Origin of the sequence: Agrobacterium sp. B1(2019) (assembly GCF_008274755.1) — a bacterium.
GTDB lineage: Bacteria > Pseudomonadota > Alphaproteobacteria > Rhizobiales > Rhizobiaceae > Agrobacterium > Agrobacterium salinitolerans.
The window spans coordinates 1,700,691-1,726,536 of the sequence record NZ_VTPB01000001.1; the positions used below are offsets into that span (position 1 = coordinate 1,700,691).

General features: G+C 59.4%; 28 protein-coding genes, 1 tRNA gene and 1 pseudogene. 16 read left to right on the forward strand and 14 right to left on the reverse strand.

Annotated elements, in window-relative coordinates; translation table 11 throughout:
- Positions 1 to 135: 135 nt before the first annotated feature.
- Positions 136 to 226, reverse strand: a tRNA-Ser gene (locus tag AGR1_RS08460).
- A 162-nt stretch (positions 227 to 388) separates the two neighbouring features.
- On the opposite strand from AGR1_RS08460, the gene AGR1_RS08465 reads away from it, so the two are divergent.
- A complete protein-coding gene (locus tag AGR1_RS08465; RefSeq protein WP_077982618.1) occupies positions 389 to 730 on the forward strand; it encodes a hypothetical protein in 342 nt (113 codons plus the stop codon).
- Between the two features lie 88 nt (positions 731 to 818).
- Entirely contained in the window at positions 819 to 995 is a 177-nt protein-coding gene (locus AGR1_RS29540; RefSeq protein WP_162854288.1) for a hypothetical protein, read from the forward strand.
- Between the two features lies 1 nt (position 996).
- Here the strand turns inward: AGR1_RS29540 and AGR1_RS08470 are convergent, their stop codons facing one another.
- Both AGR1_RS08470 and AGR1_RS08475 read right to left on the reverse strand, forming a co-directional pair.
- Positions 997 to 1,797, reverse strand: a complete 801-nt coding sequence (locus tag AGR1_RS08470; RefSeq protein WP_149146686.1) for an HpcH/HpaI aldolase/citrate lyase family protein — start codon at positions 1,795 to 1,797, stop codon at positions 997 to 999.
- A 7-nt stretch (positions 1,798 to 1,804) separates the two neighbouring features.
- The gene (locus AGR1_RS08475) at positions 1,805 to 3,022 is read right to left on the reverse strand and encodes an FAD-dependent oxidoreductase (protein WP_149146687.1); all 1,218 of its coding nucleotides are present in this window, start codon (positions 3,020 to 3,022) and stop codon (positions 1,805 to 1,807) included.
- Between the two features lie 306 nt (positions 3,023 to 3,328).
- Here AGR1_RS08475 and AGR1_RS08480 point away from each other — a divergent pair, with 306 nt between their 5' ends.
- Together AGR1_RS08480 and AGR1_RS08485 are read left to right on the forward strand one after the other, a co-directional pair.
- On the forward strand, positions 3,329 to 3,676 hold the full coding sequence (locus tag AGR1_RS08480) for a hypothetical protein (protein WP_035240153.1): 348 nt from the start codon (positions 3,329 to 3,331) through the stop codon (positions 3,674 to 3,676).
- A gap of 158 nt (positions 3,677 to 3,834) precedes the next feature.
- Complete coding sequence (locus AGR1_RS08485) at positions 3,835 to 4,947, forward strand: pyridoxal phosphate-dependent aminotransferase (RefSeq protein ID WP_149146688.1); 1,113 nt, start codon at positions 3,835 to 3,837, stop codon at positions 4,945 to 4,947.
- Positions 4,948 to 5,334: 387 nt separating this feature from the next.
- On the opposite strand, the gene AGR1_RS08490 is transcribed toward AGR1_RS08485, so the two are convergent.
- Positions 5,335 to 5,598, reverse strand: a complete 264-nt coding sequence (locus AGR1_RS08490) for a sel1 repeat family protein (RefSeq protein ID WP_003524109.1) — start codon at positions 5,596 to 5,598, stop codon at positions 5,335 to 5,337.
- Between the two features lie 578 nt (positions 5,599 to 6,176).
- Here AGR1_RS08490 and AGR1_RS08500 point away from each other — a divergent pair.
- The 7 genes from AGR1_RS08500 (at position 6,177) to AGR1_RS08525 (ending at position 10,086) form a co-directional block, all read left to right on the forward strand.
- Positions 6,177 to 6,515 (forward strand): DUF2147 domain-containing protein, encoded by a 339-nt coding sequence (locus AGR1_RS08500; RefSeq protein ID WP_080791053.1) that lies wholly within the window; start codon positions 6,177 to 6,179, stop codon positions 6,513 to 6,515.
- 163 nt (positions 6,516 to 6,678) lie between these two features.
- Positions 6,679 to 7,275 carry a hypothetical protein gene (locus tag AGR1_RS08505; RefSeq protein WP_149146689.1) on the forward strand — a complete coding sequence of 199 codons (597 nt, stop codon included), beginning with the start codon at positions 6,679 to 6,681 and terminating at the stop codon, positions 7,273 to 7,275.
- A 147-nt stretch (positions 7,276 to 7,422) separates the two neighbouring features.
- Positions 7,423 to 7,605 carry a hypothetical protein gene (locus AGR1_RS29545; protein WP_162927392.1) on the forward strand — a complete coding sequence of 61 codons (183 nt, stop codon included), beginning with the start codon at positions 7,423 to 7,425 and terminating at the stop codon, positions 7,603 to 7,605.
- A gap of 11 nt (positions 7,606 to 7,616) precedes the next feature.
- Positions 7,617 to 7,793, forward strand: a complete 177-nt coding sequence (locus AGR1_RS29550) for a hypothetical protein (protein ID WP_162520402.1) — start codon at positions 7,617 to 7,619, stop codon at positions 7,791 to 7,793.
- Between the two features lie 110 nt (positions 7,794 to 7,903).
- Positions 7,904 to 9,403 (forward strand): AMP nucleosidase, encoded by a 1,500-nt coding sequence (gene amn, locus AGR1_RS08515; protein ID WP_187772173.1) that lies wholly within the window; start codon positions 7,904 to 7,906, stop codon positions 9,401 to 9,403.
- Positions 9,404 to 9,469: 66 nt separating this feature from the next.
- Complete coding sequence (locus AGR1_RS08520) at positions 9,470 to 9,700, forward strand: type II toxin-antitoxin system VapB family antitoxin (protein WP_077982994.1); 231 nt, start codon at positions 9,470 to 9,472, stop codon at positions 9,698 to 9,700.
- The gene (locus AGR1_RS08525) at positions 9,697 to 10,086 is read left to right on the forward strand and encodes a PIN domain nuclease (RefSeq protein WP_003524104.1); all 390 of its coding nucleotides are present in this window, start codon (positions 9,697 to 9,699) and stop codon (positions 10,084 to 10,086) included. The genes AGR1_RS08520 and AGR1_RS08525 overlap by 4 nt, the downstream gene beginning before the upstream one ends.
- A gap of 3 nt (positions 10,087 to 10,089) precedes the next feature.
- Here AGR1_RS08525 and AGR1_RS08530 read toward each other — a convergent pair whose 3' ends face one another.
- The 3 genes from AGR1_RS08530 to AGR1_RS08540 all read right to left on the reverse strand — a co-directional run bounded on the left by AGR1_RS08530 (position 10,090) and on the right by AGR1_RS08540 (position 13,050).
- Positions 10,090 to 10,560, reverse strand: a complete 471-nt coding sequence (locus AGR1_RS08530) for an OsmC family protein (protein WP_137410006.1) — start codon at positions 10,558 to 10,560, stop codon at positions 10,090 to 10,092.
- Between the two features lie 59 nt (positions 10,561 to 10,619).
- Complete coding sequence (locus AGR1_RS08535; RefSeq protein ID WP_187772087.1) at positions 10,620 to 11,996, reverse strand: aspartate aminotransferase family protein; 1,377 nt, start codon at positions 11,994 to 11,996, stop codon at positions 10,620 to 10,622.
- A 145-nt stretch (positions 11,997 to 12,141) separates the two neighbouring features.
- The gene (locus AGR1_RS08540) at positions 12,142 to 13,050 is read right to left on the reverse strand and encodes a diacylglycerol kinase family protein (RefSeq protein WP_149146691.1); all 909 of its coding nucleotides are present in this window, start codon (positions 13,048 to 13,050) and stop codon (positions 12,142 to 12,144) included.
- 235 nt (positions 13,051 to 13,285) lie between these two features.
- Here AGR1_RS08540 and AGR1_RS08545 point away from each other — a divergent pair, with 235 nt between their 5' ends.
- Together AGR1_RS08545 and mgtE are read left to right on the forward strand one after the other, a co-directional pair.
- On the forward strand, positions 13,286 to 14,530 hold the full coding sequence (locus AGR1_RS08545; RefSeq protein WP_149146692.1) for an MFS transporter: 1,245 nt from the start codon (positions 13,286 to 13,288) through the stop codon (positions 14,528 to 14,530).
- A gap of 284 nt (positions 14,531 to 14,814) precedes the next feature.
- Complete coding sequence (mgtE, locus tag AGR1_RS08550) at positions 14,815 to 16,188, forward strand: magnesium transporter (protein WP_149146693.1); 1,374 nt, start codon at positions 14,815 to 14,817, stop codon at positions 16,186 to 16,188.
- Positions 16,189 to 16,253: 65 nt separating this feature from the next.
- Here mgtE and AGR1_RS08555 read toward each other — a convergent pair whose 3' ends face one another.
- Both AGR1_RS08555 and AGR1_RS08560 read right to left on the reverse strand, forming a co-directional pair.
- Positions 16,254 to 17,090, reverse strand: coding sequence for an undecaprenyl-diphosphate phosphatase (locus AGR1_RS08555; protein WP_137410002.1), 837 nt, complete (start codon positions 17,088 to 17,090; stop codon positions 16,254 to 16,256).
- A gap of 119 nt (positions 17,091 to 17,209) precedes the next feature.
- The gene (locus tag AGR1_RS08560; protein ID WP_080791059.1) at positions 17,210 to 17,599 is read right to left on the reverse strand and encodes a helix-turn-helix domain-containing protein; all 390 of its coding nucleotides are present in this window, start codon (positions 17,597 to 17,599) and stop codon (positions 17,210 to 17,212) included.
- 103 nt (positions 17,600 to 17,702) lie between these two features.
- Here AGR1_RS08560 and AGR1_RS08565 point away from each other — a divergent pair, with 103 nt between their 5' ends.
- Positions 17,703 to 18,719, forward strand: coding sequence for a zinc-binding alcohol dehydrogenase family protein (locus AGR1_RS08565; RefSeq protein WP_080791060.1), 1,017 nt, complete (start codon positions 17,703 to 17,705; stop codon positions 18,717 to 18,719).
- An 87-nt stretch (positions 18,720 to 18,806) separates the two neighbouring features.
- Here AGR1_RS08565 and AGR1_RS08570 read toward each other — a convergent pair whose 3' ends face one another.
- From AGR1_RS08570 to AGR1_RS08580, 3 genes are all read right to left on the reverse strand, one after another.
- Positions 18,807 to 19,550 (reverse strand): pentapeptide repeat-containing protein, encoded by a 744-nt coding sequence (locus AGR1_RS08570; protein ID WP_137410001.1) that lies wholly within the window; start codon positions 19,548 to 19,550, stop codon positions 18,807 to 18,809.
- 453 nt (positions 19,551 to 20,003) lie between these two features.
- Positions 20,004 to 21,668, reverse strand: coding sequence for an electron transfer flavoprotein-ubiquinone oxidoreductase (locus tag AGR1_RS08575; RefSeq protein ID WP_080793086.1), 1,665 nt, complete (start codon positions 21,666 to 21,668; stop codon positions 20,004 to 20,006).
- 354 nt (positions 21,669 to 22,022) lie between these two features.
- Positions 22,023 to 22,649, reverse strand: a complete 627-nt coding sequence (locus AGR1_RS08580) for a TetR/AcrR family transcriptional regulator (RefSeq protein WP_149146694.1) — start codon at positions 22,647 to 22,649, stop codon at positions 22,023 to 22,025.
- Between the two features lie 61 nt (positions 22,650 to 22,710).
- Between AGR1_RS08580 and AGR1_RS08585 the strand changes: the two genes are divergently transcribed.
- Complete coding sequence (locus AGR1_RS08585) at positions 22,711 to 23,580, forward strand: DMT family transporter (RefSeq protein WP_149146695.1); 870 nt, start codon at positions 22,711 to 22,713, stop codon at positions 23,578 to 23,580.
- A 37-nt stretch (positions 23,581 to 23,617) separates the two neighbouring features.
- On the opposite strand, the pseudogene AGR1_RS08590 reads toward AGR1_RS08585, so the two are convergent.
- A pseudogene (locus AGR1_RS08590) lies at positions 23,618 to 23,935 on the reverse strand (cation transporter); the annotation flags it as partial.
- A gap of 209 nt (positions 23,936 to 24,144) precedes the next feature.
- Positions 24,145 to 24,492, reverse strand: coding sequence for a hypothetical protein (locus AGR1_RS08595; protein ID WP_149146696.1), 348 nt, complete (start codon positions 24,490 to 24,492; stop codon positions 24,145 to 24,147).
- Between the two features lie 198 nt (positions 24,493 to 24,690).
- On the opposite strand from AGR1_RS08595, the gene AGR1_RS08600 reads away from it, so the two are divergent.
- Positions 24,691 to 25,800: a LuxR C-terminal-related transcriptional regulator gene (locus AGR1_RS08600; protein WP_149146697.1), complete on the forward strand. Its 1,110-nt coding sequence runs from the start codon at positions 24,691 to 24,693 to the stop codon at positions 25,798 to 25,800.
- Positions 25,801 to 25,846 lie beyond the last annotated feature (46 nt).

The window sequence follows — 25,846 nt, forward strand, 5'->3', positions numbered from 1 at the left end:
GCAGCCGATTTGTTGCGCGCCAATTCGAAACGGACGGAAGAACAGGTGACAAGCGGCGACAGTCGCCAAAGCGCTCCGGCTGCAGTCTTGAAGTGAAGGATCGTTCGGGCTGGAATTTTCGGTCTTGCGCCGAAATGGCGGAGAGGATGGGATTCGAACCCACGATACGCTTTTGACGTATACTCCCTTAGCAGGGGAGCGCCTTCGACCACTCGGCCACCTCTCCGGTGCGGCCTGATTATTGCGTAAAAAAAATGATTGCAAGGCTTTTTCGCCAAGAAGCACAAAAACCTGTTGGCTGAACATACCGCCGCGAAACTTTGCGGGCCTTTCGGGAACTTCTTTCAGGCCGGCACGTTCTGGCTTCGGTAACAAAAGAGGTGTTCTAATGGCTCAGACCAAACTGAATGTTGTCGAAGACACGATCGAAAACCAGATTGCGGAGCTGCGTTCGCAAATCGCATCCCTCTCCAAATCCGTCTCGGCCCGCGCGGAAGGCGTGGGCGAAGATGCATCCGAATTTCTGGATGAGGCGCGCGGGCGCGTTCGCAAGGCGGCCCACAATGTGCGCGCCCAGGGCCAGCATGTCGTCGAAGCGGTCAAGGAGAATCCCGGCACGGCGACCTCCCTGCTGACGATCGTTGGCGCACTCGGTTTTGCCATCGGTTATGCGGTCGGCACAAGCACGCAGCAGAATTCGTCGAACGGCAGCCTTTATCGCTGGCGCTGATTGCCGCGCGGGCTTAAAATTCAGGCAAGGCGGGTCAATCCGCCTTGCCTTTTCGTATTGATTTGAAATGGGATGAATGGGGGCGAATATGCGGTTCAGCGACGATCTTGAAACGGCTTTGTCGGATTTTGCGAGGGATCACGGCATCGACAGGGATGAGGCCATCCAGCGCATCGTTCGCGCCGCCCTTATTAATGGCGGTTATCTCGCCTCCGGCGAAGAAGGCATTCCGCCGGAAAAGCTGAACGCCAGCAATGACGACTGAATCAATATCCCGACCGCGATGGCGCAGGTGCTGCCCCGCCCTTGTAACGGGCCGATAGCGCACGCAGGGTGCTGGCGAATTCCGTTACATCGGCGCCGACGGCCACGAAGGAAGCGCCGAGTTCGAGATAGCGGCGATTATAGGTTTCGTTGAAGGTGAGAATGCCGGCGGCCTTGCCCGCCTTGACAATCTTGACAATGGCCGCCTCGATCACTGTCTGCACTTCCGGCTCGTCTATTCTGCCGAGATAACCCATATCGGCGGCCAGATCCGCCGGGCCGATGAACACGCCGTCCACGCCTTCCACCACAAGAATATTGTCGAGATCGTCGATCGCCGCACGCGTTTCGGCCTGCACCAGCAGGCAGACGCCGTCCGAGGCGCTGTCGGCGTAATCGGTTATCGTGTTGAAGGCGGAAGCGCGGGCGACGGCAGCCCCCATGCCGCGAATGCCGCGCGGCGGATAATGCATGGCGCTGACCAGATCTTTCGCCTGATCGGCCGAATCGACCATAGGCACGAGAAGCGTGCGCGCACCTGCATCCAGAAGCTGCTTGATCATCCAGCTTTCGTCGACGGGCACGCGCACCACCGGCTCGGCGGGCGATGTGGCAAGCGCGCGAAGCTGATCGATGATGCTGCGCAGATCGTTCGGCCCGTGCTCGCCGTCAATCACTAGCCAGTCAAAACCCGCAGTGCCGGCGATTTCCGCCGTGATGGCCTCGCCCATATCGAGCCAGAGGCCAATCTGCGGCTTGCCGGCATGGATGGCGGTTTTGAAACGGTTTTCGGGAGCGGGCATGATGTCCTCAGGAAAGCAGTAATTTCAGATCGGCGGAAGCATCCGCCAGGATGGCGCGATCCGGCTCCGCGCCGGTATCGAGCAGTTTCTTGCCCGCGACATAGGCCTTGGCGTCGTTGACGGCATCCACCGCCGCGAATCGCCCATCGCGAAAATACCAGACGGACCAGCTGCCCTCGCGCGCGCCCTGCCTCAGTATCGTCTCGTCGTAACCAAGATTGAAGCCGGCGATCTGCAGTTTGGCGTCATATTGATCCGACCAGAACCATGGCTTGGGATCATAGCCGGTTGCAGCCCCGGTGAGAACGGCAGCCGCCGCCTCAGCCTGATCGACTGCGTTCTGTACCGATTCGAGACGCACATGCTGGCCGCGCCAGGGCAGCAGCGCGCAATCGCCCACCGCATGAATGGCGCTGTCGGAGGTGCGGGTATGGTCGTCCACCACGATGCCATTGCCGACATCGAGGCCCGATTCGCGAGCGAGGCGATCATTCGGCGTCACGCCGATGCCGACAATCACAAAGTCCACATCCAGCGTCGAGCCGTCGGAGAGTTCGGCAGCGGCCACCCGGCCATCCATGCCGACAAGGCGCACAAGGCCGGTCTTTTCGCGAATGGAAACGCCGTGGGCCTGATGGATGCGGCGCATGATATCGGCGGTTTCCTTCGCCGCCACGCGCTGGAGAATACGGTCGGCCATTTCGATCAAGGTCACTTCGAGGCCGAGCTTGCAGGCGACGGCCGCTGCTTCGAGACCGATATAACCGCCGCCGATTACCAGCAGCCTGCGGCCGGGTTTCATCTCCTCCATCAGACGGTCGGCATCGCGTTTGTCGCGAACGGTCAGGACGCCTTCCAGATCGCCGCCAATGCTGGCGGGCAGCAGCCGGGGAGCAGCCCCGGTCGCCAGCACCAGCCGGTCATAGGAAAGCGTGCCGCCGTCCTGCATGCGCAGGGTTTTTGCTGCGCGGTCTATCTCCTCGACCAAGGTGGAAAGCCGCATATCGACATTGTTCTCCGCGTACCATTCCTCCGGCCGGAACATCAGCCGGTCGAAGCTCATCTCGCCGAGGAGGTATTTTTTGGAGAGCGGCGGCCGCTGGTAGGGATAGGCGTCTTCGGAACCGATGATGGTGATGGGGCGCTCATCCTTCAGCGCCCGAAGCTTCGACGCCAGCGCGAAAGCGGCCTGCCCCGCCCCGACGATTACCAGCCTTTCCGTCACAGTCCACTCCCAGAAGAATCACGAAGCGCCGGTCCTGTCGAGCCTCGTGAAGCGATATTGCAAGGCTCAGGCGTAACGCCAAGTACGGTCCTAGTCAACACCAGCCCCGTGCAAGCGTGACGCAGTATCAGCACAGGCTGCAACCGGATGAGACCGAACGCATTTCCATAGTGGAAACATCAGCTTCCGAAGGGACGATTGGTCGAGATCGAGACACAGAACAGACAATTGCGCGCATTTCCTTCATGCCCTGGCAAGGAAGCGGCGTTAAAATCGGCATCAAAAGAGGCAATCCGGGAGGTTGTCATGGCTTTGCATATGGATCCCCGTCAGAACGTCCCCCAGGACGAAATGTACGAGAAATTTCAGATCGACCGGCCCGGCAAGATCACCTTCATCGGGCATCATCTCAGCGCCAAGGACACCATGCGCTGCCTGGTGCGGACCATTTCCCTTTACGGCGCGGAACTGGATGTCAGCCCCGATCTGGAAATGCCGGCCAATTTCTATCTGGAAATTCTCGGTATCCGCGATGAGATCGGCTGCACGCTGATCCGGCGCGAAGAAGAAAAAGTGACGATCGGCTTCAATATGCTGATCGATGCGGAGTTCCTGCACCATGTGCGACGCCTGAGCTTCGAGACCAACGCGTGACCCCGGCACGATAGGCCGATGGCTTTTCCGTCCCCTCACCGGGACGTAAAATTCTGTTCCAAAACAGTCATGCCACAACCGGCTGCGCCTTGCGTCCGGTTTTTTTGCACCTATTGTGAGCCGGGTTTTAAACACAGATATCGGAAACTCTGAAGCCAATGTCCGCTTTTTCACGCCTTACCCCCCTCGCCGTCTCGCTTCCCTCCACCGTTCCCTTCGTCGGCCCGGAGGCCATCGAGCGGAACCGCGGCTTGAAGGTTGAAGCGCGTATCGGCGCAAACGAAAGCGGCTTCGGCCCTGCCCCTTCCGTGCTTGTGGCCATGCGCGATGCGGCAGCAGAGACATGGATGTACAGCGATCCGGAAAATTTCGAGCTGAAGGAAGCACTCGCCATCCACCATGGCGTCTCGCGTGGCAATATTGCCATCGGCAGCGGCGTCGATGGGCTGCTGGGCGAGATCGCCAGGCTGATCGTCGAGCCGGGCACGCCTGTCGTCACCTCTTTCGGCGGCTACCCCACCTTCAATTATCATGTGAACGGTTTTGGCGGCAAACTCGTGACCACGCCCTATGTCGACGATCACGAAGATCTTGACGGGCTGCTCGATCTCGTCATCCGGGAAAATGCGCCGCTCGTTTATTTCGCCAATCCCGACAATCCGATGGGAAGCTGGTGGGAAGCGAGCGAAGTCGTCGCCTTCGCCCGCGCATTGCCGGAAACCTGCCTGCTCATTCTGGATGAAGCCTATTGCGAAACCGCGCCGGCCAGCGCGGTGCCGGCCATCGACGCGCTGATCGGCCAGCCGAACATTCTGCGCATGCGCACCTTCTCGAAAGCCTATGGGCTTGCGGGTGCGCGCGTGGGTTACGCCATCGGCACGCTCGGCAATGTCGAAGCCTTCGACAAGATCCGCAACCATTTCGGCATGGCGCGCATTTCGGTCGCCGGCGCTTTGGCGGCACTGAAAGATCAAGCCTATCTGCACGAAGTCGTTGGTAAAATTTCTGACGCCCGTGAGCGCATTTCGACAATTGCCCGAGATAACGGCCTTTCACCGCTCCCCTCCGCCACCAATTTCGTCACCATCGATTGCCACCGCGACGGGGCTTATGCCCGCGCCATCGTCGATGGGCTGATGGAGCACGGCGTCTTCATCCGCATGCCGGGCGTCGCTCCTCTCAACCGCTGCATTCGCGTGAGCGTGGGGCCGGGTGACAAGCTCGATCTTTTCGAGCAGGCGCTGCCGAAGGTCCTCAAGGCTATCGGCTAAGCTCCCACCCCACCCTCCTGTGCTCGTCACAGGAATCTAGCCAGCCCAAGTCCTTGGGCTGGAGGGACTCTTTTCGCCGCGCAGACGCGCGTCGGCTGGATTTCTGTGACAAGCACAGGAACGAGGGTTGGAAAGTGCCGCGCATTGCACGCATCGATTCAACATCCTCCCGCAAGCCCCTGCCCGCGAATCGTTTTCCGGCAACGGACATCGCCAAATATAAGAAAACCGCGCCCGCCTTGTTCCTGCCGGTCGCGGTTTGATGTGTCAGCGCAAAAGCTTGTTTTCAAAGCCCTCGCCGCGTTCCCCTTCGGGTTTACTTTCCTTTGCGCCGGTCATCGGGACTGGAGGGAACCGGACCGGAAATCTCAATAAGGCTTGGGTAAATCAGTGCATCGTCATCCAGTCGCGGGCGGCGCGCAGCGCTTCGGCCAGTTCCGATTTCGTCATGTTGCGGGCGAGATCGGCGCGCAGCGAAGCCGCTCTTTCCGATCCGCGGATCGCGGCGATGTTGAGCCATTTATGGGCGGCGATCAGGTCCACCTTGCAGCCCCGGCCGGTCGCATAGACCAGGCCGAGATTGCAAAGAGTGTCGGCGCGGGTTTCGCCACCGGCAGCCATTTCGATATCGCGGATTTCAAAGCGTGCCATTGTTTTTATCCCTGTCTTTCAGAACTTTCCGCTTTTCGTCGAAAAGCGAACCGCTCTGTCTCTTTGTTTTTTCGCATTTCCGGACGCAAAACCGCTTCGCACTTTTGCTGGAATGCTCTCGCCTGTTTCATCATTGCCTTCTTGCCGAGGCTATCGTCCGGACCTGCCGTCTTTTGCGGCTTTTTCGTCCTTTCGTCCGGCAGGTTTTCCCTGCGCTTTTGATGAGTTCACTATGCCACCGGGCATTCAACACCCGCTTAAAAGGCATGATTAATGGGCAGCAAACAAACTGCAAACGATTGGTAAAATTGGGTTTTTATTAAATATCAGGAGGTGCGGAAATTAAGGACTTTCGGGCGATTTTTACGAAAAGTTTACATCTGGATTTAAACCCTTCGTTCACCACGATCCAAACACCGATTTTCTGTTTTCCTCTTTTCTTCGCTTTCAAACGTCGCAAATGCCGTGCAATGGACGCAAATTTCTGTTTCCTTTTACGTTAACGTCAAATACTATCCGCCTGCCCGTGCGGAGGATGAACGGGCAAAGACCAGCGCGACGTGACCGGAGGAGTTTCCATGAAGCGTGTGATGATGATGACCGCTGCCCTGCTGATGGGCAGCAACCTTGCCTTTGCCGCAGAAGCCATCGAGGGCAACTGGAAGACGGCCAGCGGCGAAACCGCCGTGATCGGCCCCTGCGGCGGCGCTTTCTGCGTGACGCTGAAGACCGGCAAACATGCCGGAAAACAGATTGGCAAACTTTCCGGCAAGGGAAACATCTATTCGGGTGAAATCACCGACCCCGCAAACGACAAGACCTATAGCGGCTCCGGCACCGTTTCCGGCAACTCGCTGAGCATGAAGGGCTGCGTGCTGAAGGTTCTGTGCAAATCGCAGACCTGGACGCGCCTGTAATCGGCAAGGCGGCGGGTGGGCTTTCTGGCCTGCCGCCTGCGGCCCCGCGGCTGACGGCGCGGTGCGCCGCCCAAGGACTTCGCCCGAACCTGCGGGCGCACGCCGCATGGAAGCCGCATATCCGTTGATGTATCGTTGCGCCCGACACCAACGAGAGCGACGCATGCGCCCTATCCTTTCGACAATCCTGATCGCAGGCACCTCCCATGTCGGCAAAAGCACCTTTGCCGGCCTCTTGAGCGATAGGCTGCGTTGCGAGGCGATATCGACCGACAGTCTCGCCCGCCATCCGGGAAGGCCATGGCCGGGCATTCCGGCGCCGGTGGAGGAATATTACTCGCAGCTCTCGGCGGAAACGATCCACTGGTTTCTCAAGATACATCATCGGAACATCTGGCCATTGATCCGCACGATGATCGACAGCAGGTCAGGCACCGGCACGACCGCAATCTTCGAGGGCGCGGCCCTGCGGCCGGAATTGATATCGCCTCTGCTTGGCAACACCGCCGCCGGTGTCTTTCTTCATGCTGGCAATGATTTTCTTCTTGAGAGAATGCGCTCTCATGCGCGCTATGAAGATGCACCGGCCGACAAGCGGCGGATCATGGATGCGTTCATCGAGCGTTCGTTGCGGGAAAACACGGATATGCTGGCATCCGCTCGGGAACACCATGTACCGGTTGTCGATGTGACCCAGCCTCAGGCGTTCGAGACCCTGCTGACCGATCTTGCGGCGCGTGCGCAAGCCCCTCTGCCCTGATCGAAAAGCGGGTGGTCCGCGCCACTGCGGTATCAATCCGCCATGTCACCACCCGTTAACATCCCTGAACACCATATGAACCGGGGCCTCAGGGTCCGTTCAGTCCGAGTGTGGCAAAACTCTGTCCATCAACTCCAATAAAGGGGAATGGGCATGACAAAGCTGATCCGCCGACTGGTAATCTTCGCGTTTCTCATGGCGATCTTCGCCATGTCCTTCGCCTCGCTCGTCGTTAATCCGAACCGCAATTTCCAGCGGGTGAATGCCGGTGCGGCAATTGCCTGCCAGCACAGCCCGGCGCCCGCCGCCAATTGCCCCGTTGTACTGTAAGAAGGGATCTGATGATGACGACAAGCTTCTCCAACGGCCTGTTTTCCGCCTTGCGGCTGATGCTGATGGCCTCGATCTTTCTCGGCCCGGTGGCCGGACTTGCGGTTTACAAGGCCGATCCCCGCCCGGCCTCGAAGGGCGCCGGCTTCGTGCTTCTGATGAGCCTGCAGCGCGGCGCGCTCGGCTGAAATTTCTGCCCCCCACAGTTATTCGAACTGCATTTTCACGTTTCTTTTCAGCTTCTTCGTATTTCTGTCGCTTGCCTGTCGAAATTGGCCTCTTATAATGGGCCATGACAATAGCAAAACGAATGATTCCGCCCCTCACCTTCGTCAGCCCCGAGCCTTTCGCGCCGCAGACATTCACGGATCCGAAAGAAGCTGTGGCGGCTTTGTCCGCGCTTTACGAACGCAATACGGCGTTCCTGATCAACTCCTTCACCGAACTTGCAAAGGGCGCGCCGATCGCCGGCCGTTACCGCGCCTGCTATCCGCAGGTGAGCCTTGAGACCGCCACCTTCGGCCATGTCGATTCACGTCTCTCCTACGGCCATGTCACCGCCCCCGGCGTCTATACGACGACGATCACCCGGCCGGAGCTTTTCCGTCACTACCTGAAAGAGCAGCTGGGGCTTCTGATCAAGAACCACGGCGTTCCGGTCACGGTGTCGGAATCGGCCACGCCCATTCCGCTGCATTTCGCCTTCGGCGAAGGCGCGTATGTCGAGGCGGCGGCGGCGTCTTCGCTCTCCGACGTGCCGCTGCGCGATCTTTTCGATACGCCCGATCTCAACAATACCGACGATCTCATCGCCAATGGCGAATATGATCAGGTGCCCGGCGAACCGGCGCCGCTTGCGCCCTTTACCGCACAGCGCATCGATTATTCGCTGGCCCGCCTCAGCCACTATACGGCAACGAGCGCCAGCCATTTCCAGAACTTCGTGCTGTTCACCAACTACCAGTTCTATATCGATGAATTCGCCGCCTGGGCGCGGCAGCTGATGAAGAATGGCGGCGAGGGTTACACGGCTTTCGTGGAGCCCGGCAATTTCGTCACCCCCGCCGGTTGCGAAAAGCCGGAAACAGACGCCGTGCTGGCCCGCCTGCCGCAAATGCCCGCCTATCACCTGAAGAAAAAGGGCCATGCCGGCATCACGCTCGTCAATATCGGCGTCGGCCCTTCCAACGCCAAGACGATTACCGACCACATCGCCGTGCTGCGGCCGCATGCCTGGCTGATGGTCGGCCATTGCGCCGGCCTGCGCAACAGCCAGCGGCTGGGCGACTATGTTCTGGCGCATGCCTATGTGCGCGAGGACCACGTCCTCGATGACGACCTGCCCGTCTGGGTGCCCATCCCGGCTCTCGCCGAAGTGCAACTGGCTCTGGAAGGCGCTGTGGCGGAAGTCACGGGTTACGAGGGTTTCGAGCTGAAGCGCATCATGCGCACCGGCACCGTCGCCACCATCGACAACCGCAACTGGGAGCTTCGCGACCAGGCCGGCCCGGTCAAACGCCTGTCGCAATCCCGCGCCATCGCACTCGATATGGAATCGGCCACCATAGCCGCCAACGGTTTCCGCTTCCGCGTGCCCTACGGCACCCTGCTCTGCGTTTCCGACAAGCCGCTGCATGGCGAATTGAAGCTGCCGGGCATGGCGACGGAGTTCTACCGCACGCAGGTCGCCCAGCATCTGCAAATCGGCATCCGCGCCGTGCAGAAGCTTGCGGCCATGCCAACGGAAACGCTGCATTCGCGCAAGCTTCGAAGCTTTTACGAGACGGCGTTCCAGTAAAAACAGATATCGCGGAAAGCGTCCTTGGTGTATAATTTCGAAAATCGCTACACCAAGGATTTTTCGATGCGCACCAACATTGAACTCGATGACGCCTTGCTCGCCGAGGCGATGGAAATCACCGGCCTTTCGACAAAAAAGGCAACGGTGGAAAAGGCGTTGCGCGATCTGGTGCGCATTCATCGTCAGATGCGTGCCCTCGACGCGTTGGAGGGCATGGGCTGGGAAGGTGATCTGGACGAGATGCGGACGGATTGGGATGCTGAGACGGACTGGGACGTGAAGAACACCAAATGATCGTAGCAGATAGCTCTGCCTGGATTTCATTTATTCGAAAAGACGCGCCTACCCTCTCCGCCAAGTTTCGCGCCTTAATGGCGCAGGGCGAAATTCTGATCGGCGACATCATTCTTCTTGAGGTGCTTAGAGGCGCGCGTGACGGTCATCATGCGCGCCGACTTGAGCAGATGCTGGGCGAATTTCCCTGCGTCGCGATGATGTCGCCCCAGCTCGCCATCAAGGCCGCCGCCAATTACCGCTTCCTGCGGGAGCGCGGCTATACGATCAGAAAAAGCAACGACCTCATTATCGGTACCTACTGTATCGAGCACGGGCACAAGCTGTTGCAAAATGACCGAGACTTTCAGCCGATGGCCGATCATCTCGGTCTGCGACTGGCGTGAGCCTCAAACCATCTTCACCGTCCCCTCCACGCGGATGGGAAAATTCACCGAGCGCGCGATGAAGCATTTGTCATGCGCATCATGGTGCAGCTCATCCGCCCGGGCGGGATCACCCTTCGAGATGGTAATGACCGGTTTCAGCACCACTTCGCTGAATTGCCCCGCGCCATCCTTTTCCATCACCAGCGTGCCTTCGGCATTGTCGACATAGTCTTCAACGATGATGCCATTGACCGAGCAGAAATGCAGGTACCACAGCTTGTGGCAGGCCGAGAGCGAGGCGACCAGCAGGTCTTCCGGGTTCCAGCGGGAGGCATCACCGCGGAAGGCGGGGTCGGAGGAACCGGCGATGTCGGCCTTTCCCGAAGTGGAGATCGTGTAGTCGCGTTCATAATCGCGGTAGCCTGATGTCCCCTTGCCGCGATTGCCGGTCCATTTCACCTGAACGGCGTAATGATGTTCCTGTCCTGCCATGTTTAGTCCTCCCTAAGAGTTTTCGTCGCATTTTCCGGACGTAAAACCGCTACGCGCTTTTACTGGAAATGCTCCCGCGTATCGCGCAGGTGGTCGAGCCCCTTGCGCAGCGTTTCGATGATTTCATCCACTTCCAAGCGGCTGATCGTCAGCGCCGGTGAGGCCAGCATGCGGTCGCCGGTGGCGCGCATCACAAGGCCGTTTGCCAGACAATGGTTGCGCACGGCGGTTCCGATGTCGTCCGGCTTGGCGAAACGCCGGCGCGTCGCCTTGTCGACCGTTATCTGCAGGCCGCCCATCAGGCCGACATTCACCACCTCGCCGACCAGTTCGTGATCCGTCAGGCTTTTCCAGCCCTCGGAAAAATAAGGGCCGATATCGTCGCGCACCCGCTCCACCAGTCCCTCGGTCTCGATGATGCGGAGATTTTCCAGCGCCGCGGCGGCGCAGACTGGGTGGCCGGAATAGGTGAAACCGTGGTTGAAGTCACCGACCTCGCACAACATCACCTCCGCCACCCGATCCGAGACGATGACGCCGCCAATCGGCAGGTAACCGGAAGACAGGCCCTTGGCGACGGGAGCAAAATCCGGCTCCACACCGAAATGCTGGTAACCGAACCAGGAACCGAGACGGCCGAAACCGCAGATCACCTCATCGGAGACGAGAAGAATGTTGCGCGCCTTGCAGATGCGGGTGATTTCCGGCCAGTAGGTTTCCGGCGGCACGATGACGCCGCCGGCGCCCTGAATGGGTTCGGCCACGAAAGCGGCGACATTTTCCTCGCCGAGTTCATCGATCTTCGCCTCCAGTTCACGCGCCACCTTCAGGCCGAATTCAGCCGGCGAAAGATCGCCGCCCTCGGCATACCAATAGGGCTGGCCGATATGGGCCACGCCCTCGATCGGCAGATCGCCCTGCTCGTGCATCCATTTCATGCCGCCGAGCGAGGCTCCGGCCACCGTCGAGCCGTGATAGCCGTTGCGCCTTGCGATTACCCTGGTCTTCGTCGGATGGCCGAGCGCCTTCCAGTAGACCCGCGCCATGCGGAACCAGGTGTCGGTCGCTTCCGAACCGGAATTGGTGAAGAACACATGGTTCATTTTCGGCCCGGCGCGCGAGGCGATCTTCTGCGCCAGCAGTGTCGCTGGCGGCGTGGTGGTGCCGAAAAACGCGTTGTAGTAGGGCAGCTCGTTCATCTGCCGCTGCACGACATCGGCGATCTCGCGGCGTCCGTAACCGATATTCACGCACCAGAGCCCGGCAAAGGCGTCGAGATATTTCTTGCCGGTACTGTCATAGATGAACACCCCTTCGGCGCGCTCGATGATGCGGGTGCCGGCGGCGTTGAGCTTGCCCATGTCGGAAAAAGGGTGGAGGTGATGGGCGGCATCGATGGCGGCGAGATTGGACATCGGCTTGGATATTTCATTCATGACAGATCGCACTCCCATAAAGGCAACGGCGCTCACGCCGTCACGCCCGCCGAACATGGCCGGGCGGCTTCGATTTGGCAAGGCTGGCGTTTTTCAGGGAGGCGGCTTGGACAAGCGGCGATCGCCCGATTCACAGTCGGTTGCGCTAGGTGAGGAATCCCCGCCCGACCAGGACCCTCAATTCGCCCGCATGAATTTTGAGAGCCACATCCCGTTCCATCGGCAACAATTCGCCATCGATCACGCATCGCACGTCGTGGCGTTTCTTCGGAAAATGAAGCTCCACATCAGTCGAGGTCATGGCCGTCACGGCATCGTTCTCCTTGAGCTTGCCGCGCAAAATGTCGAAGGCGAGTTTTGCAACGCCGGAAGGGCGTAGCGGATCGGTGAGGTAAAAGCCGAGATGGCCGCCGGAAACATTGTCCGCCACCAGGAGCGAGTTCTGGCCGAACTCGTTGTTGGAGACGGAAATGGCCGAGACTTTACGGTACTGGGTTTCACCATTCACGGTATATTCCACCTCGAACACCGGCGGATTGAGGATAACGCTGATGGCGGCGCGGATGCTTGCCTTGATCTTGCCGAGACGGGAGGCAAAAGCGAGGTTGTTTCTGTAGCGCACCATGCGCGAATGCAGGCCTGCCGAAAACTGGTGAACGAAAAGGCGGCCATTGGCGCTGGCGATATCCACACTGGCAACCTCGCCATGCGCCAGCGTCTCCAGAACCTCGCGAATATCGAGAGGCAGCTTCAAAGAGCGGGCAAAGAGGTTCATGGTGCCGGCCGGCACGATGCCGAGCGCGATGCCGTGTTTCCAGGCGATGGCCGCCGCTGCGGAAATTGTGCCGTCACCGCCGCCGGCAATGATGCCCTCGATGCCCGGCTCATCGGCGGCGCGTTCCATTTCCTCCACGATATCCTTTCCGGAGACCAGACGGCACTCGATGGCGTGGCCAGCGCGGCTGAAAACCTCGCGGGCATGATCGCAATAGGCCTCCATGCCTGTGGTACGAAACGTGCCGCCGTCACGATTGAAAATTGCAATGAGCTTCATGTTTCCAACCCGATCCAACAAGGCAGCCGCGCGTAAATGCCTGACCATATATACGGTTCCGAACACCATCGCGTGAAGATGCTCTTTTGCCGAGAATCGCTCTACCGCAACGCATCATTTCATGTTAGGGATCACTTAAGGTCATTTTCATGACCGCGCATCTCCAGTCAGGGCAGACCGGTCCCATACGGTCTTGCCCTTTTTTCTGTGGGCCCTTCCCGCTTTTCAGGTCACGATGAGCCACTCGAATTTCTCTGAAGCCCGCCTTGGCGCGGAGAATGAAAACGTTTACACGGCCGCTCCTGCCGTGGCCCTCTCCCCGCTTGCCATCGCGCTCATCGAACTGGCGCTTGCCGCCGGCGGCTTCGGTATCGGTACGGGCGAATTCGCCATCATGGGCCTGCTTCCCGACGTCGCCGCCACCTATGGCGTCACCGTTCCGCAGGCGGGTTATGTCATCACGGCCTATGCGCTCGGCGTCGTCATCGGCGCGCCGATCATCGCGGTTCTCGCCGCACGCATGACGCGTCGCACCCTGCTTCTCGGCCTGATGGGGCTTTTTGCGACCGGTAATATCTTGAGCGCCGTCGCACCGGATTTCCTGAGCTTCACCGTTCTGCGCTTCATCACCGGCCTGCCGCACGGGGCTTATTTCGGCGTTGCGGCACTGGTGGCGGCCTCCATGGCACCGATCCACAAGCGCGCCCGCGCCGTTGGCCGTGTCATGCTCGGCCTCACCATCGCCACCCTGCTCGGCACGCCGCTCGCCACTTTCTTCGGCCAGCTGCTTTCCTGGCGTGCGGCCTTCATGCTGGTCGGCGGCATCGCACTTCTGACCGTGGCGCTGCTCTGGTTCTTCCAGCCGCGTGATCGGGTAGAGGAAGGCGCCAGCGTCTGGCGCGAACTCGGCGCTTTCCGTCGTGTGCAGGTGTGGCTGACGCTCGCCATCGCCGCCGTCGGCTTCGGCGGCATGTTCTCGGTCTTCAGCTATATCGCCAAGACCACCACCGATGTGGCGATGATGCCGGTTTCCACAGTCTCCATGGTCCTGGCGCTGTTCGGCATCGGCATGAATGTCGGCAATGTGGTCGGCTCGCGGCTGGCCGATATCTCGCTCAACGGCACGATTGGCGGCATGCTGGCCTTCAACGTGCTTGTCATGACCGTATTCGGCATGACGGCAGACAATCCTTTCATGCTCTGCCTCTACGTGTTCCTGATCGGCTGCGGTTTCGCCGCCTGCCCCGCGGTTCAAACACGACTGATGGATGTGGCGCAAGATGCGCAGACGCTGGCCGCCGCCTCCAACCACTCCGCCTTCAACATCGCCAATGCGCTCGGCGCCTGGCTCGGCGGCCTCGTCATCGCCATGGGTTTCGGTTACGCCTCCACCGGTTATGTGGGCGCGGTTCTTTCCCTTCTCGGGCTTGGCGTTTTCCTTGTTTCCGTCACCGTCGAGCGGCGCGAAAAGGCGGCTTGAAGCCGCCTTTTTTACAGCCTGCGCCGCCGCCCCTCGCCGCGGTGCACAACCTTGCGGAAATTTCATGGTCGGGCGCTTGACTCTTTTCGGTTTCAGGCGCAACACGGCCACACGCGCATGCCGGATCGGGCGCTGCGCGGATTTCAACGGAGCATCATTGGATGTCTAGCGACAGTAGCAGTCGATTGCCTTTGCCGAGACCGGCGAACGTGAACTGATCCGACCGCTGTCGGCTCACCACCGCGTTCGCCGTGATCGGCGAATCGACGGAAAGGTGAGCAATCATGAACTTCCACAACCTCTCCCAGAGGGCCAGCAAGGCCGCACGTCTTCTTCGTAGCGGAAACGCCGGCTCCACCACCATTGCCGAACGCGTCGAGCACCTCAACACGCTGGATGTCAGCGAAGCCGTAACCGCCATCCTCGCCATGCCGCAGGCAAAAGCCGTCGCCATTCTCGACCGGCCGGAACTGCATGGCGCCGCCGCCATCATCGCCGATCTTCCGGTCGAACAGGCCGCCCGCCTCGTCAACCTGATGTCCGACGACCGTGTGGCCGACGTCATGGCGGAAATGGCCGAAGAGCCGCGGGCAAAGCTGTTTTCCCGGCTGGACCGCACGACGGCGCTCTCCATCCAGCACCTGATGGGTTATCCGCCGCGTACCGCCGGCTCGATCATGACCACGGAATTCGTCAGCGTGCCGGACAATTGGACGGTGGAACAGACCCTTTCGCACATCCGCGTCGTCGAGCGCTCGCGTGAAACGGTCTATGCCATCTATGTGTTGGCTGAGGACGGAACGCTCTCCACCGTCGTGACGCTGCGCCGCCTGCTGACCGGCCAAGCCGGCGCTTCCATTCTGTCCGTCGCATCGAAAGAAGGCATTGCCTATGCAAGCCCGCTGATGTCGCAGGAGGATGTCGCCCGGCTGATCCGCAAGCACGACCTGCTGGCGCTGCCCGTCGTCGATGACCGCTCGCATATTCTCGGCATCGTCACCGTTGACGACGTGATCGACACCATGATCGCCGACACGACGGAAGACGCCCACAAGTTCGGCGGCATGGAGGCGCTGGGCAAGCCCTATATGACGATCGGCTTTCCGGACATGATCCGCAAGCGCGCCGGCTGGCTCGCAGCCCTCTTCCTTGGTGAAATGCTGACGGCCAGCGCCATGCAGCATTTCGAAGGCGAGCTGGAAAAGGCCGTGGTGCTGACGCTGTTCATTCCGCTGATCATGTCCTCGGGCGGCAACTCCGGTTCGCAGGCCACATCGCTCATCATCCGGGCGCTGGCGCTCGGCGAGTTGAAGCTTTCTGACTGGTGGCGGGTGCTGCTGCGGGAAATCCCGACGGGCCTGACGCTCGGCTGCATTCTGGGCGCCATCGGCTTCCTGCGTCTGAGCCTCTGGCAGCAGGCGGGCTTTTATGACTATGGCGAGCACTGGCTGCTGGTCGGCGCCACCGTTTTCGCAGCCCTCGTCGGCATCGTGACCTTCGGCTCGCTGGCCGGCTCGATGCTGCCCTTCGTGCTGCAACGCCTGCGGCTCGACCCCGCCAGCGCGTCCGCCCCCTTTGTCGCGACGCTGGTGGATGTCAGCGGCCTCGTCATCTACTTCTCGGTGGCGCTGGTGATCCTCAGCGGCACGTTGCTCTAAAAGACGAAATGCCCGCTCGGAGGAGCGGGCCTTTTCATTTGGGCATACGCACGCGTCAACGCTGATCAACCGCCGGCATTGATGACGCCCGTTGCCAATAGTCCAAGCAGAATAAAGCCTATGACCACGCGGTACCAGACGAAGGGCATGTAGCTCCTGGTGGAGACCAGCTTGAGGAAGACGACGATCACGGCATAACCGACCACGAAGGCGATCAATGTCGCGAGCCCCGTCGGACCCCAGCCGACCGGATTGTCCTCGCCGATGCTCTTGAAAAGCTGGTAAAAGCCGGAGCCGAAGACGGCGGGAACAGCGAGCAGGAAGGAATAGCGGGCCGCCGCCTCGCGGGTATAGCCTAAAAGCAGACCGGCGCTGATGGTGCCGCCCGAGCGCGAGACGCCGGGAATGAGCGCCATGGCCTGCGCGAAACCGAACAGGATGCCATCGCGCCAGATAAGCTGGTTCAGCTTGTAACGCTTCTGACCGATCCTGTCGGCAACGCCGAGAACGATGCCGAAGACAATCAGCATTACGGCGGTGATGTAAAGATTGCGCAGCGAGTGCTCGATGGCGTCCTTGAAGAACAGGCCAAGAAACACGATCGGCACGGAACCGACGATGATGAGCCAGCCAAGCCGGGCATCGGCCTTGTTATATTCGCCGAGGCGAAGGTTCTGCCGGAGCCAAGCGATGGCGATACGCATGATATCGGACCAGAAATAAACCAGCACGGCGGCTTCGGTGCCGATCTGTGTAATCGCGGTGAAGGCCGCTCCCGGATCCGCGCCGGAGGGCAGGAACTCCCCGGCGATGCGTAGATGCGCGCTTGAAGAAATCGGAAGAAATTCCGTAAGCCCTTGCAAAAGGCCGAGAAATGCGGCCTCTAACCAACCAATGCTCATCTGTGTGATGTCCCTGCTGCGAATCGAGATCGCAGCATTATGCATCAATCAGGGCAAATACATGTTGCATCGCACCATAAAAAAGGCGCGCGGTGGGGTGCGCTTTTACCCGTGATTTTTCAGGCGGCCTTTTCCTTCATCTCGGGAAGACGGGTATATTTCGCGCCGTTCTTGCAGACGATATGGGCGTCGCCCCAGCTTTTCAGGGCCGAGATCACCGGCCTCATGGTCTCGCCAAGCGGCGTCAGCGCATAGTCCACACGCGGCGGCACCACCGGAAAAACGGTGCGGGAAATCAGGCCGGCTTCTTCCAGCTCGCGTAGTTGTTTGGTGAGCATGCGCTGGGTGACGCTGGGAATACGGCGGCGCAACTCGTTGAAGCGCAGGGTGCCCTCATTGATGAGATGATAGAGGATCACGCCTTTCCATTTGCCATCGAGAAAACTCAAGGTCGATTCCACCGGGCAGCCGGGAAAGTTGCCGGTGAGCTTGGCGCGCGGTCGCGACATCACAGTATCCTTTTTGTATGTATCATCACAAAATGTGCATTCTTGCGATCGATGTTCATATGTATCAAGTAAGAGGCACGCAAACAAGCAAAGGAGACTGTTCATGCGCGCCATCGGTTACAGGACGAACCAGCCCATCACGGCGAAAGACGCCCTCGTCGATATCGACCTGCCCCAGCCGGAAGCGAAGGGGCATGATATTCTGGTGGAGGTGAAGGCCGTTTCGGTGAACCCTGTCGATACCAAAGTGCGCCGCAACCAGTCGCCGGAAAACGGCGAACCGCGCGTGCTCGGCTTCGATGCGGCGGGTGTGGTGAAAGCCGTCGGCGACAAGGTCTCGCTGTTCAAGCCCGGCGACGAGGTGTTTTACGCAGGCGTCATCAACCGCCCCGGCTCCAACAGCGAGCTCCATCTGGTCGACGAGCGCATCGTCGGTGCAAAGCCGAAATCGCTGAATTTCGAGGAAGCCGCCGCACTGCCGCTGACCGCCATCACCGCTTACGAGACGCTGTTCGACCGGCTGCGGGTGAAAGAGCCGGTTCCGGGCGCGGCCAACGCCGTGCTGGTTATTGGCGGCGCGGGCGGCGTCGGCTCCATCGCCGTCCAGCTTCTGCGGGCGCTGACGGATCTGACCGTCATTGCCACCGCCTCACGGCCGGAGACGGTTGCGTGGGTGAAGGAACTCGGCGCGCATCACGTCATCGATCACAGCAAGCCGATTGCCCCGCAGGTGGAAGCGCTCGGGCTCGGTGCGCCGGGCTTTGTCTTCTCCACCACCCATAGCGACATTCATGCCGCTGACAGCGTGGCGACCATCGCGCCGCAGGGCCGTTTCGCGCTGATCGACGATCCGGCCGGCGGTTTCGATGTCATGGCCTTCAAGCGCAAATGCGTGTCCATCCATTGGGAAATGATGTTCGCCCGCGCCGTCTTCCAGACGCCTGACATGATCGAACAGCACAAGCTGCTGAACCATGTGGCCGGGCTTGTCGATGCCGGCAAGATCAAGACGACGCTGACCGAGGTTTTCGGCACCATCAACGCCGCAAATCTCATCAAGGCGCATGCGCTGGTCGAGAGCAACAAGGCCAAGGGCAAGATCGTGCTTTCCGGCTTCTGACGACCAATGAGGCGTCCGCATTGCGGGCGCTTCTCTTCCGCTCATGGCGATGTTTAGGTCCAGAACAAGACCCCGCGGCTATTCCTGTCAATCGTCGTCGTCCGGCTCTTCCGGGCACGGCCAGGAGGCCGGCGCAGTCAGGCCGTTCGGCAATTTGGTCTTGGCGTCACCGCAGGCAATGTCGATCTGCTTCTGATCAAGGCCGGTGGCCATGGAAAGATCGACCCCTTCAATCCGGGTCAGGAGCAGGAAGGCGCTGGTGAAATCCACCTGGCCGCCGAGCTTGGCACCGCCGAAACGGGCCCGTGACAGGTTAGTCAGCGAGAATTTCGAGCCGTTCAGCGAGGCGCCCTCGAAATCGGCCCGGCCAAGTTCGGCCTTGGTGAAGTCCGTGCCGTCCAGCTTGGCTTTTTCGAATTTGGTTCGCTGCATTTCAGCATTGATGAATTTGGCATTGGTGGCGTCGGCGGCGGAAAAATCGCTGCGATAGGCTTCCACCTTGGTCAGATTGGCGCCCTGCAGGTTCGCACCGCCGAGGGCCGTGCGAATAAGCTTCGCCTTTTCGAGATTGGCGCCCTTGAGCGACGAGCCGCGCAGGTCGGTATAGGTGAAATCCGTGCCGTAGAGCATTGCCGAATCGAGATTGCTATCGCCCAGCATCAACAGACGCTTGTTGCATTCGCGCCAGTCGATGCCGGCCATGGCGTCGGTGCGGCAGCTTGCGGCGACCAGCGGACCGCCACTGAAAGAAACGGCAATCATCGCAAGCGTCGCCAAACCGGCGCCGAACCCTGTCTTCCGCACGATATTCAGCCTTTGAAAGCCGGACATTCTTTCACTCCCTGTCGTCGGGCGACGGCACTTAGGGCCATATGCACATTCAAGGCGTTACCGTATCGCTGAACCACAATCCACGGGCCGCGCGACCATGCAACACCCCAACATCCTATATGTAAGAAATCGAAGAGCAATCCACAAATACTGACGGGGAACCGGCTGTGGACGCTGCTCTTGCGCCATGCCCAGAGTTGATCCGGCATCCAGTCAAGGCGCGTCTGCATTGTGGGAAATGAGTCCGATTGGAGGTCTGCTCGTTCCGCACATGTCGTCACTCTTGGCCGCATGACGTAATGGCTCAAAGTGATTGCGAGCGATCTCCCCACGCTCAATGTCATCCCCGAGCCTGTCCCGGGGATCTATCCACGTATCGTAAAATCAAACCGTTGCAGTCGCTCGGGACAAGCCCGAGCATAACGGAAGAGAAGGCTTCGGCCGTAATCGCCATCACATATTGGCGTAGACCGGCCCCTCGCCGCCCTGCGGCGGCACCCAGTTGATGTTCTGGTTGGGATCCTTGATATCGCAGGTCTTGCAGTGCACGCAGTTTTGGGCGTTGATGACGTAAACCTCCTCACCGTCCTTCTCCACCCACTCATAAACGCCTGCAGGACAGTAGCGCGTCGAGGGACCGGCAAAGACGTCATGCTCGGAGCGCTTCTGCAGCTCCATGTCCTTCACCTGAAGATGCACCGGCTGGTCTTCCTCATGGTTGGTGGAGGAGAGGAACACCGAGGAGAGGCGGTCGAAGGTGAGCACGCCGTCAGGCCTTGGATAATCGATTTTCTTGTGCTTCGAGGCCGGTTCAAGGCTCTGGGCGTCCGTCTTGCCGTGTTTCAGCGTGCCGAAGAACGAGAAGCCGAACAACTGGTTGGTCCACATGTCGAGACCGCCAAGCCCGACGCCGACCAGCGTGCCGAATTTCGACCACAGCGGCTTGACGTTGCGCACCCGCTTCAGATCCTTGCCGATATCGCCGTCGCGCCATTCGGCCTCGATCTCCGCCACCTCGTCATGGGCGCGGCCGGCGGAAAGGGCCGCGGCGATCTTGTCTGCCGCCAGCATGCCCGACAGCACCGCATTATGGCTGCCCTTGATGCGCGGCACGTTGACGAAACCGGCGGAACAGCCGATCAGCGCGCCACCCGGGAAAGTGAGTTTCGGCACCGACTGATAGCCGCCCTCGGTGATGGCGCGCGCGCCATAGGAGATGCGCTTGCCGCCCTCGAAGGTCTCGCGGATGGCCGGATGCGTCTTGAAGCGCTGAAATTCCTCGAAAGGATAAAGATAGGGGTTCTTGTAATTGAGATGCACCACGAAGCCGACGGCAACGAGGTTGTCTTCCAGATGATAAAGGAACGAACCGCCGCCGGTCTTGAAACCGAGCGGCCAGCCGAAGGAATGCTGCACGAGACCCTGTTTGTGCTTCTCCGGCTTGACCTGCCAGAGTTCTTTGATGCCAATGCCGAATTTCTGCGGCTCGCGATCCCTGGACAGGTCGAATTTGGAAATCAGCTGCTTGGCGAGCGAACCGCGCACACCTTCGCCGATCAGCACATATTTGCCATGCAGCTCCATGCCGCGGGTGAAGTTCGGACCCGGCTCGCCATTCTTCTCGATGCCCATATCGCCGGTGGCGACGCCGATGACGGCGCCCTGCTCATTATAAAGCACTTCGGTTGCGGCAAAGCCCGGATAAATCTCGACGCCGAGCCCTTCCGCCTTTTCCGCCAGCCAGCGACAGACCAGCCCAAGCGAGACGATGTAATTGCCGTGATTGTTCATCAAAGGCGGCATCATGAAATTCGGCAGGCGGATGGAGCCGGCCGGTCCGAGAAACAGGAACTGATCATCCTTGACTTCGGTCTTGAAGGGATGCCCCTCCTCTTCGCGCCAGCCCGGCAGCAGCCTGTCGATGCCAATCGGATCGACCACGGCGCCGGAAAGAATATGCGCGCCGACTTCGGCACCCTTTTCGAGAACGACGACCGAAAGCTCCGGCTCCACCTGCTTTAGCCGGATTGCCGCGGCAAGGCCCGCAGGACCCGCGCCAACGATCACAACGTCGAACTCCATCGCTTCGCGTTCGGGCAGTTCCATCGCTTCCGTCATGTCCATCCTCTCCGCATCGCCGGTCCCATCCAGCTGTTGTTATATCCGCTTGTCGGCATTCCTGGCGCATCGACTGCGCCGGTCAAAAAGCCATCCGCGACACCGCATCCGCCAGCGCCTGTCTTCGCAAAGCCGGACGCCTTTGTCGAGCTTCTATAGCGGCAAAACATGTCGCACGCCAGTCAATTGTCAGACAACCTGATGAATGATTTATTACCTTTACGTTCACGTAATAAAAAGGATAAGCATTGCCCTTCCAGCCGTCAAGCGTGATCGGTTCAACATCTCGAAACGAAAGGTCGCAAAAGGCAGATCTTTAACCCTGGACTTCGGCGCCATCCTGAGCACGGTCAATCAGGCGTCTCTGCCGGACAACAAGCGGTCATCGCACTGAATCTGCGCCATCAGCCTTTTCAACCCCCTGGTGCGAAACCGCGTGAGAGCGCCAATATCGCCCGTGGCTTTCACGCGGATAAGTGCGCCCTCATACGCCTCGATGATACATGCGCATAGATCCGAGATGTCCTCATCGCCTGGGATGTCGCCTTCATATTGGGCTTGCATGAGCAGTTCGCGCATACTCGTCTCCCATCGCCCAAATGAAGTGACAAGCGCGTCCCGAACCAAAGCGCTACGGCCCGCAGCAGTTTGCGCAATGACCCCGTAAAGGCAGCCTGCATAAGGCTCGTCTTGCTTAAGCTCCAGTTCGAGCGTTTCAAAATATACCGATAGGCGCTGCAACGCGCGCAGAGAGGTATCAGAAAAAAGTCTTTCCCTGATCCGCGCATATTTCTGCTCATAGGCTTCGATAACCGCCACCACGAAGTCGTCCTTGCTCGCAAAGAAGTAATAGAATGACCCTTTTGGGACATTCACTTCCTTCAGAACCGGACCGATCCCCACGCCCTCATAACCATGAGCGAGCAGCTGGCGCATTCCCTCCGAAATGAGACGCGCGCGCGTCGCAGATTGACCACCCATAACTAGACCGATCGTCTACATTGCTGATTAGACATACTTACCTCCTGGGAGCGATGCCGATATGAGTTTAGCACACGACCGTTATACCGGCATATATCTTGTAGCAGCTTCCGCAGTTTTATGGAGTACCGCGGGGCTTTTCGTCCGCATGGCGGATATGGACGTGTGGTCGATGGTGGCGTGGCGCTCCGCCTTTACCTTCTTGACTCTCGGGGCGTTTCTTCTGCTTCGAAACAAGATTATCAGGCAACGGTCGTCGATGTCATTCGGTCTGCCCGGCGTTGCTGCATGCTTGGTATCTGCAATTGCGGCGATCACATATATCGCGTCCTTGCGATGGACGACCGTCGCCAACGTCATGACAATCTATGCGACACTACCTTTTGTTGTGACCGGAATCGCTTTTGTATGCCTGCGGGATCGGGTTACCCATCGTTTCGTCATCGCTGGCTGTGCGGCTTTCGTCGGCGTATTCATTTCGGTCGGCGCGGCGGTATCACAAAAGGACATGCTCGGTATCTTTGCCGCCTTCATCATGACCACGGGATGCGCCACGCAAATCGTCATCGCAAAGCGCTTCCCTGACATGGACGCCACCCTGATGACCGCTCTTGGCGCTCTGACCTGCCTATGTATCGCGCTGCCGCTGATGCAGTTTGCGATCCCAGCTCCGACGCAGATCATCGCCTGCGCCCTCTACGGCGTCCTAACCACAGCACTCGGCTATATACTTCTGCTCCAAGGGTCCCGGCGTATCAACTCCGGGGAGGCCGGACTGCTTTCCATGCTGGATGTCATCCTCGGGCCTGTATGGGTCTGGCTCTTTTATAACGAAGAAATGTCGCCCCTCGTTCTGACGGGAGGCGCTATCGTGCTGTCTGCTGTCGCCTGGTATCTGGCGGGAGATCGCAGAGCCGCGACAGCACCATGAAACACAACCTTACCGAAGCCGGCCGCTCCGTCCCCACTCATGCCGCCCATTCCTCATCCGTCGTGAACACGATCGTCAGCCAGCGGTCGCTCCCCTCGCCGCCCAGCGCATCGCCGATCTCGTCGCGGATCGCGTCCCATTCCTCCAGACGCCGTGGCGGCCAGTTTTTCGGCACGATGAAAAAGAGTTCGATCTGACGGCCGCGGCCGACGCGGGCGACATAGGAATAGTGGGAGGAGAAACCGAATTTCCCCACCGTCTCGGCCGCCACCCGGTCCACATGCTGCTTGAATTCCAGCGGGGTCACCAGAAGGATCTCAGCCAGCGCCTGTCTCACATTGCCGAGCGGCATGGGACGATGACGCCACAATTGCCAGACGACAGGCGTCTGCATGGTGGGAGCGCCTTTAAAGCCCAGGGCCCCGGGCTGGAAAGGCGCCCCATAACGTACAGACGTGAGAAAATGAACCGCCAGCAGACAGCAAACTTCGCGACAGAAGGATCGGACTCTGCTTTTTTGCTCGTGAGCGCCGGCGGCGCTCTTACGACACTAACCCGTCAGGCTCACTTCACAACGATGGAAATGACATCCTGATAGCGGTGCGTTTCAGTTCCCTTGGCTATACCCGTCGCATTCACCGCACGTGTCGGAACGTTGCGGCCGCACTGCTTGCTTAAACGACTGGAAATGCCGCCATCTGAATAAGAGATGATCTTGGATTTCGGCAGCTTGGGCGCCAGCGCCGCAAAACTCAAAGGATTCGCACCGCAGCTATCCGCTCTGTAAGCCGTGAGATGGCGCGTCTGACCAACCGAAAGTTCCACCGTCTTGTCCGCACTGCCGGCGCTGACGCAACCCGAAAGAGCAAGGACAGCAACCGATACGCAGGTCAGTGAAATATATGTCTTCATAATTTCTCTCCATTAATAGGTCGGCACATTTTAAAAAATAAACGAGAACTTGCACCGCATCCCTTTACACGCGCTAGTTCAAGGCTGGACGATTTTTAGAGCTTCACCTATCATCCTCAATCACCCAATCGGGTGAATTCGGCGAGGTTAGAGGAACCGACCCTTTCGTTGAGGGCTACTCGAGGCAGGGATTGAGGCATGAGCATTCGTGGCTTAAGGCACTCGGACGACGACCTGATAGACCTCATTTATGCGGCGCTGCTCGGCGAGGCGTCATGGCAGCAATTTCTCGACAGGCTTTCTGGGAATGCACCTGATGGCCGAACGGTCTTGTTCTCCATGAATACGCGCGAACCCGACGATTACGTCGGCATGACCTCAAAATTCGACCTGCCGGAGCTTGAAAGCTATGCGGCGTATTATATCAACACCAACCCATGGCTGGAGCATTGCGGCAGGCGAAGCGTAGGCCTGGGCGTTTTCTCCGATCAGATCGTCCCCAGAACGCAGCTGGTTAGAACCGAGTTCTTCAATGACTGGTTGGCGCCCAACAACATTTCGTCCTCCATCGGCGTCACTATTGACAAGAATGGAGACAGCTCCCTGATCGTATCCACCGTTACCAGCCGCGACGATCCCGATGAAAACAGCGCTTTTTCCGACCAGCTTACTCGTATCGCCCCTCATCTGAGGCGTGCCGCGCGTTTTTACAGGAACAGCTCGGCGCGATGGGCGGCCTTCGACCTCAATACGTCGCTGTTTGACGCCGTTGGCACGGGCATCGTCATTGTCGGAGAGAACGCACAAATAAATACAACTTCCCCGATCGGACAGAAGTTTCTGGACAAAGGAACGCTCATATCGGTTTCACCGCTTGGAAAGTTACGCCTGCGCGGCAAGGACGCTCAGACCGCGCTGAACGCCATGTTGATGCGAAATTATGCCGGTCCCAGAACAGCGGATTTTCTCTCGCACGGCATCAGGCTCACGCTTGTCGCAATGAAGAAAGAACGCCTCTCGTTGTACTTCGAGGGACCCACCGTTGCACTCCTGATCCAGCCTTCCGGCGCGCCTGGCGGAACACCGGGAATCGACCAGTTCTCTGAATTTCATCGGTTGACGATGGGAGAGCGGCGCGCATTTCTCGGCGTCATAAATGGTAAGACAATCACGCAGATAGCGCAGGACGCATCCGTGTCGCGCGAGACGATACGCACGCAGCTCAAAAGCCTATACGCAAAGACCGGGACGCACAGCCAGAACGACCTGCTGCGTCTCGCTTACCGAATGGCGAACCCCGCCCCCTAGGTGTTCTTCGATTCGTACAACGCGTCCTTACGGAAGATGACCTGCC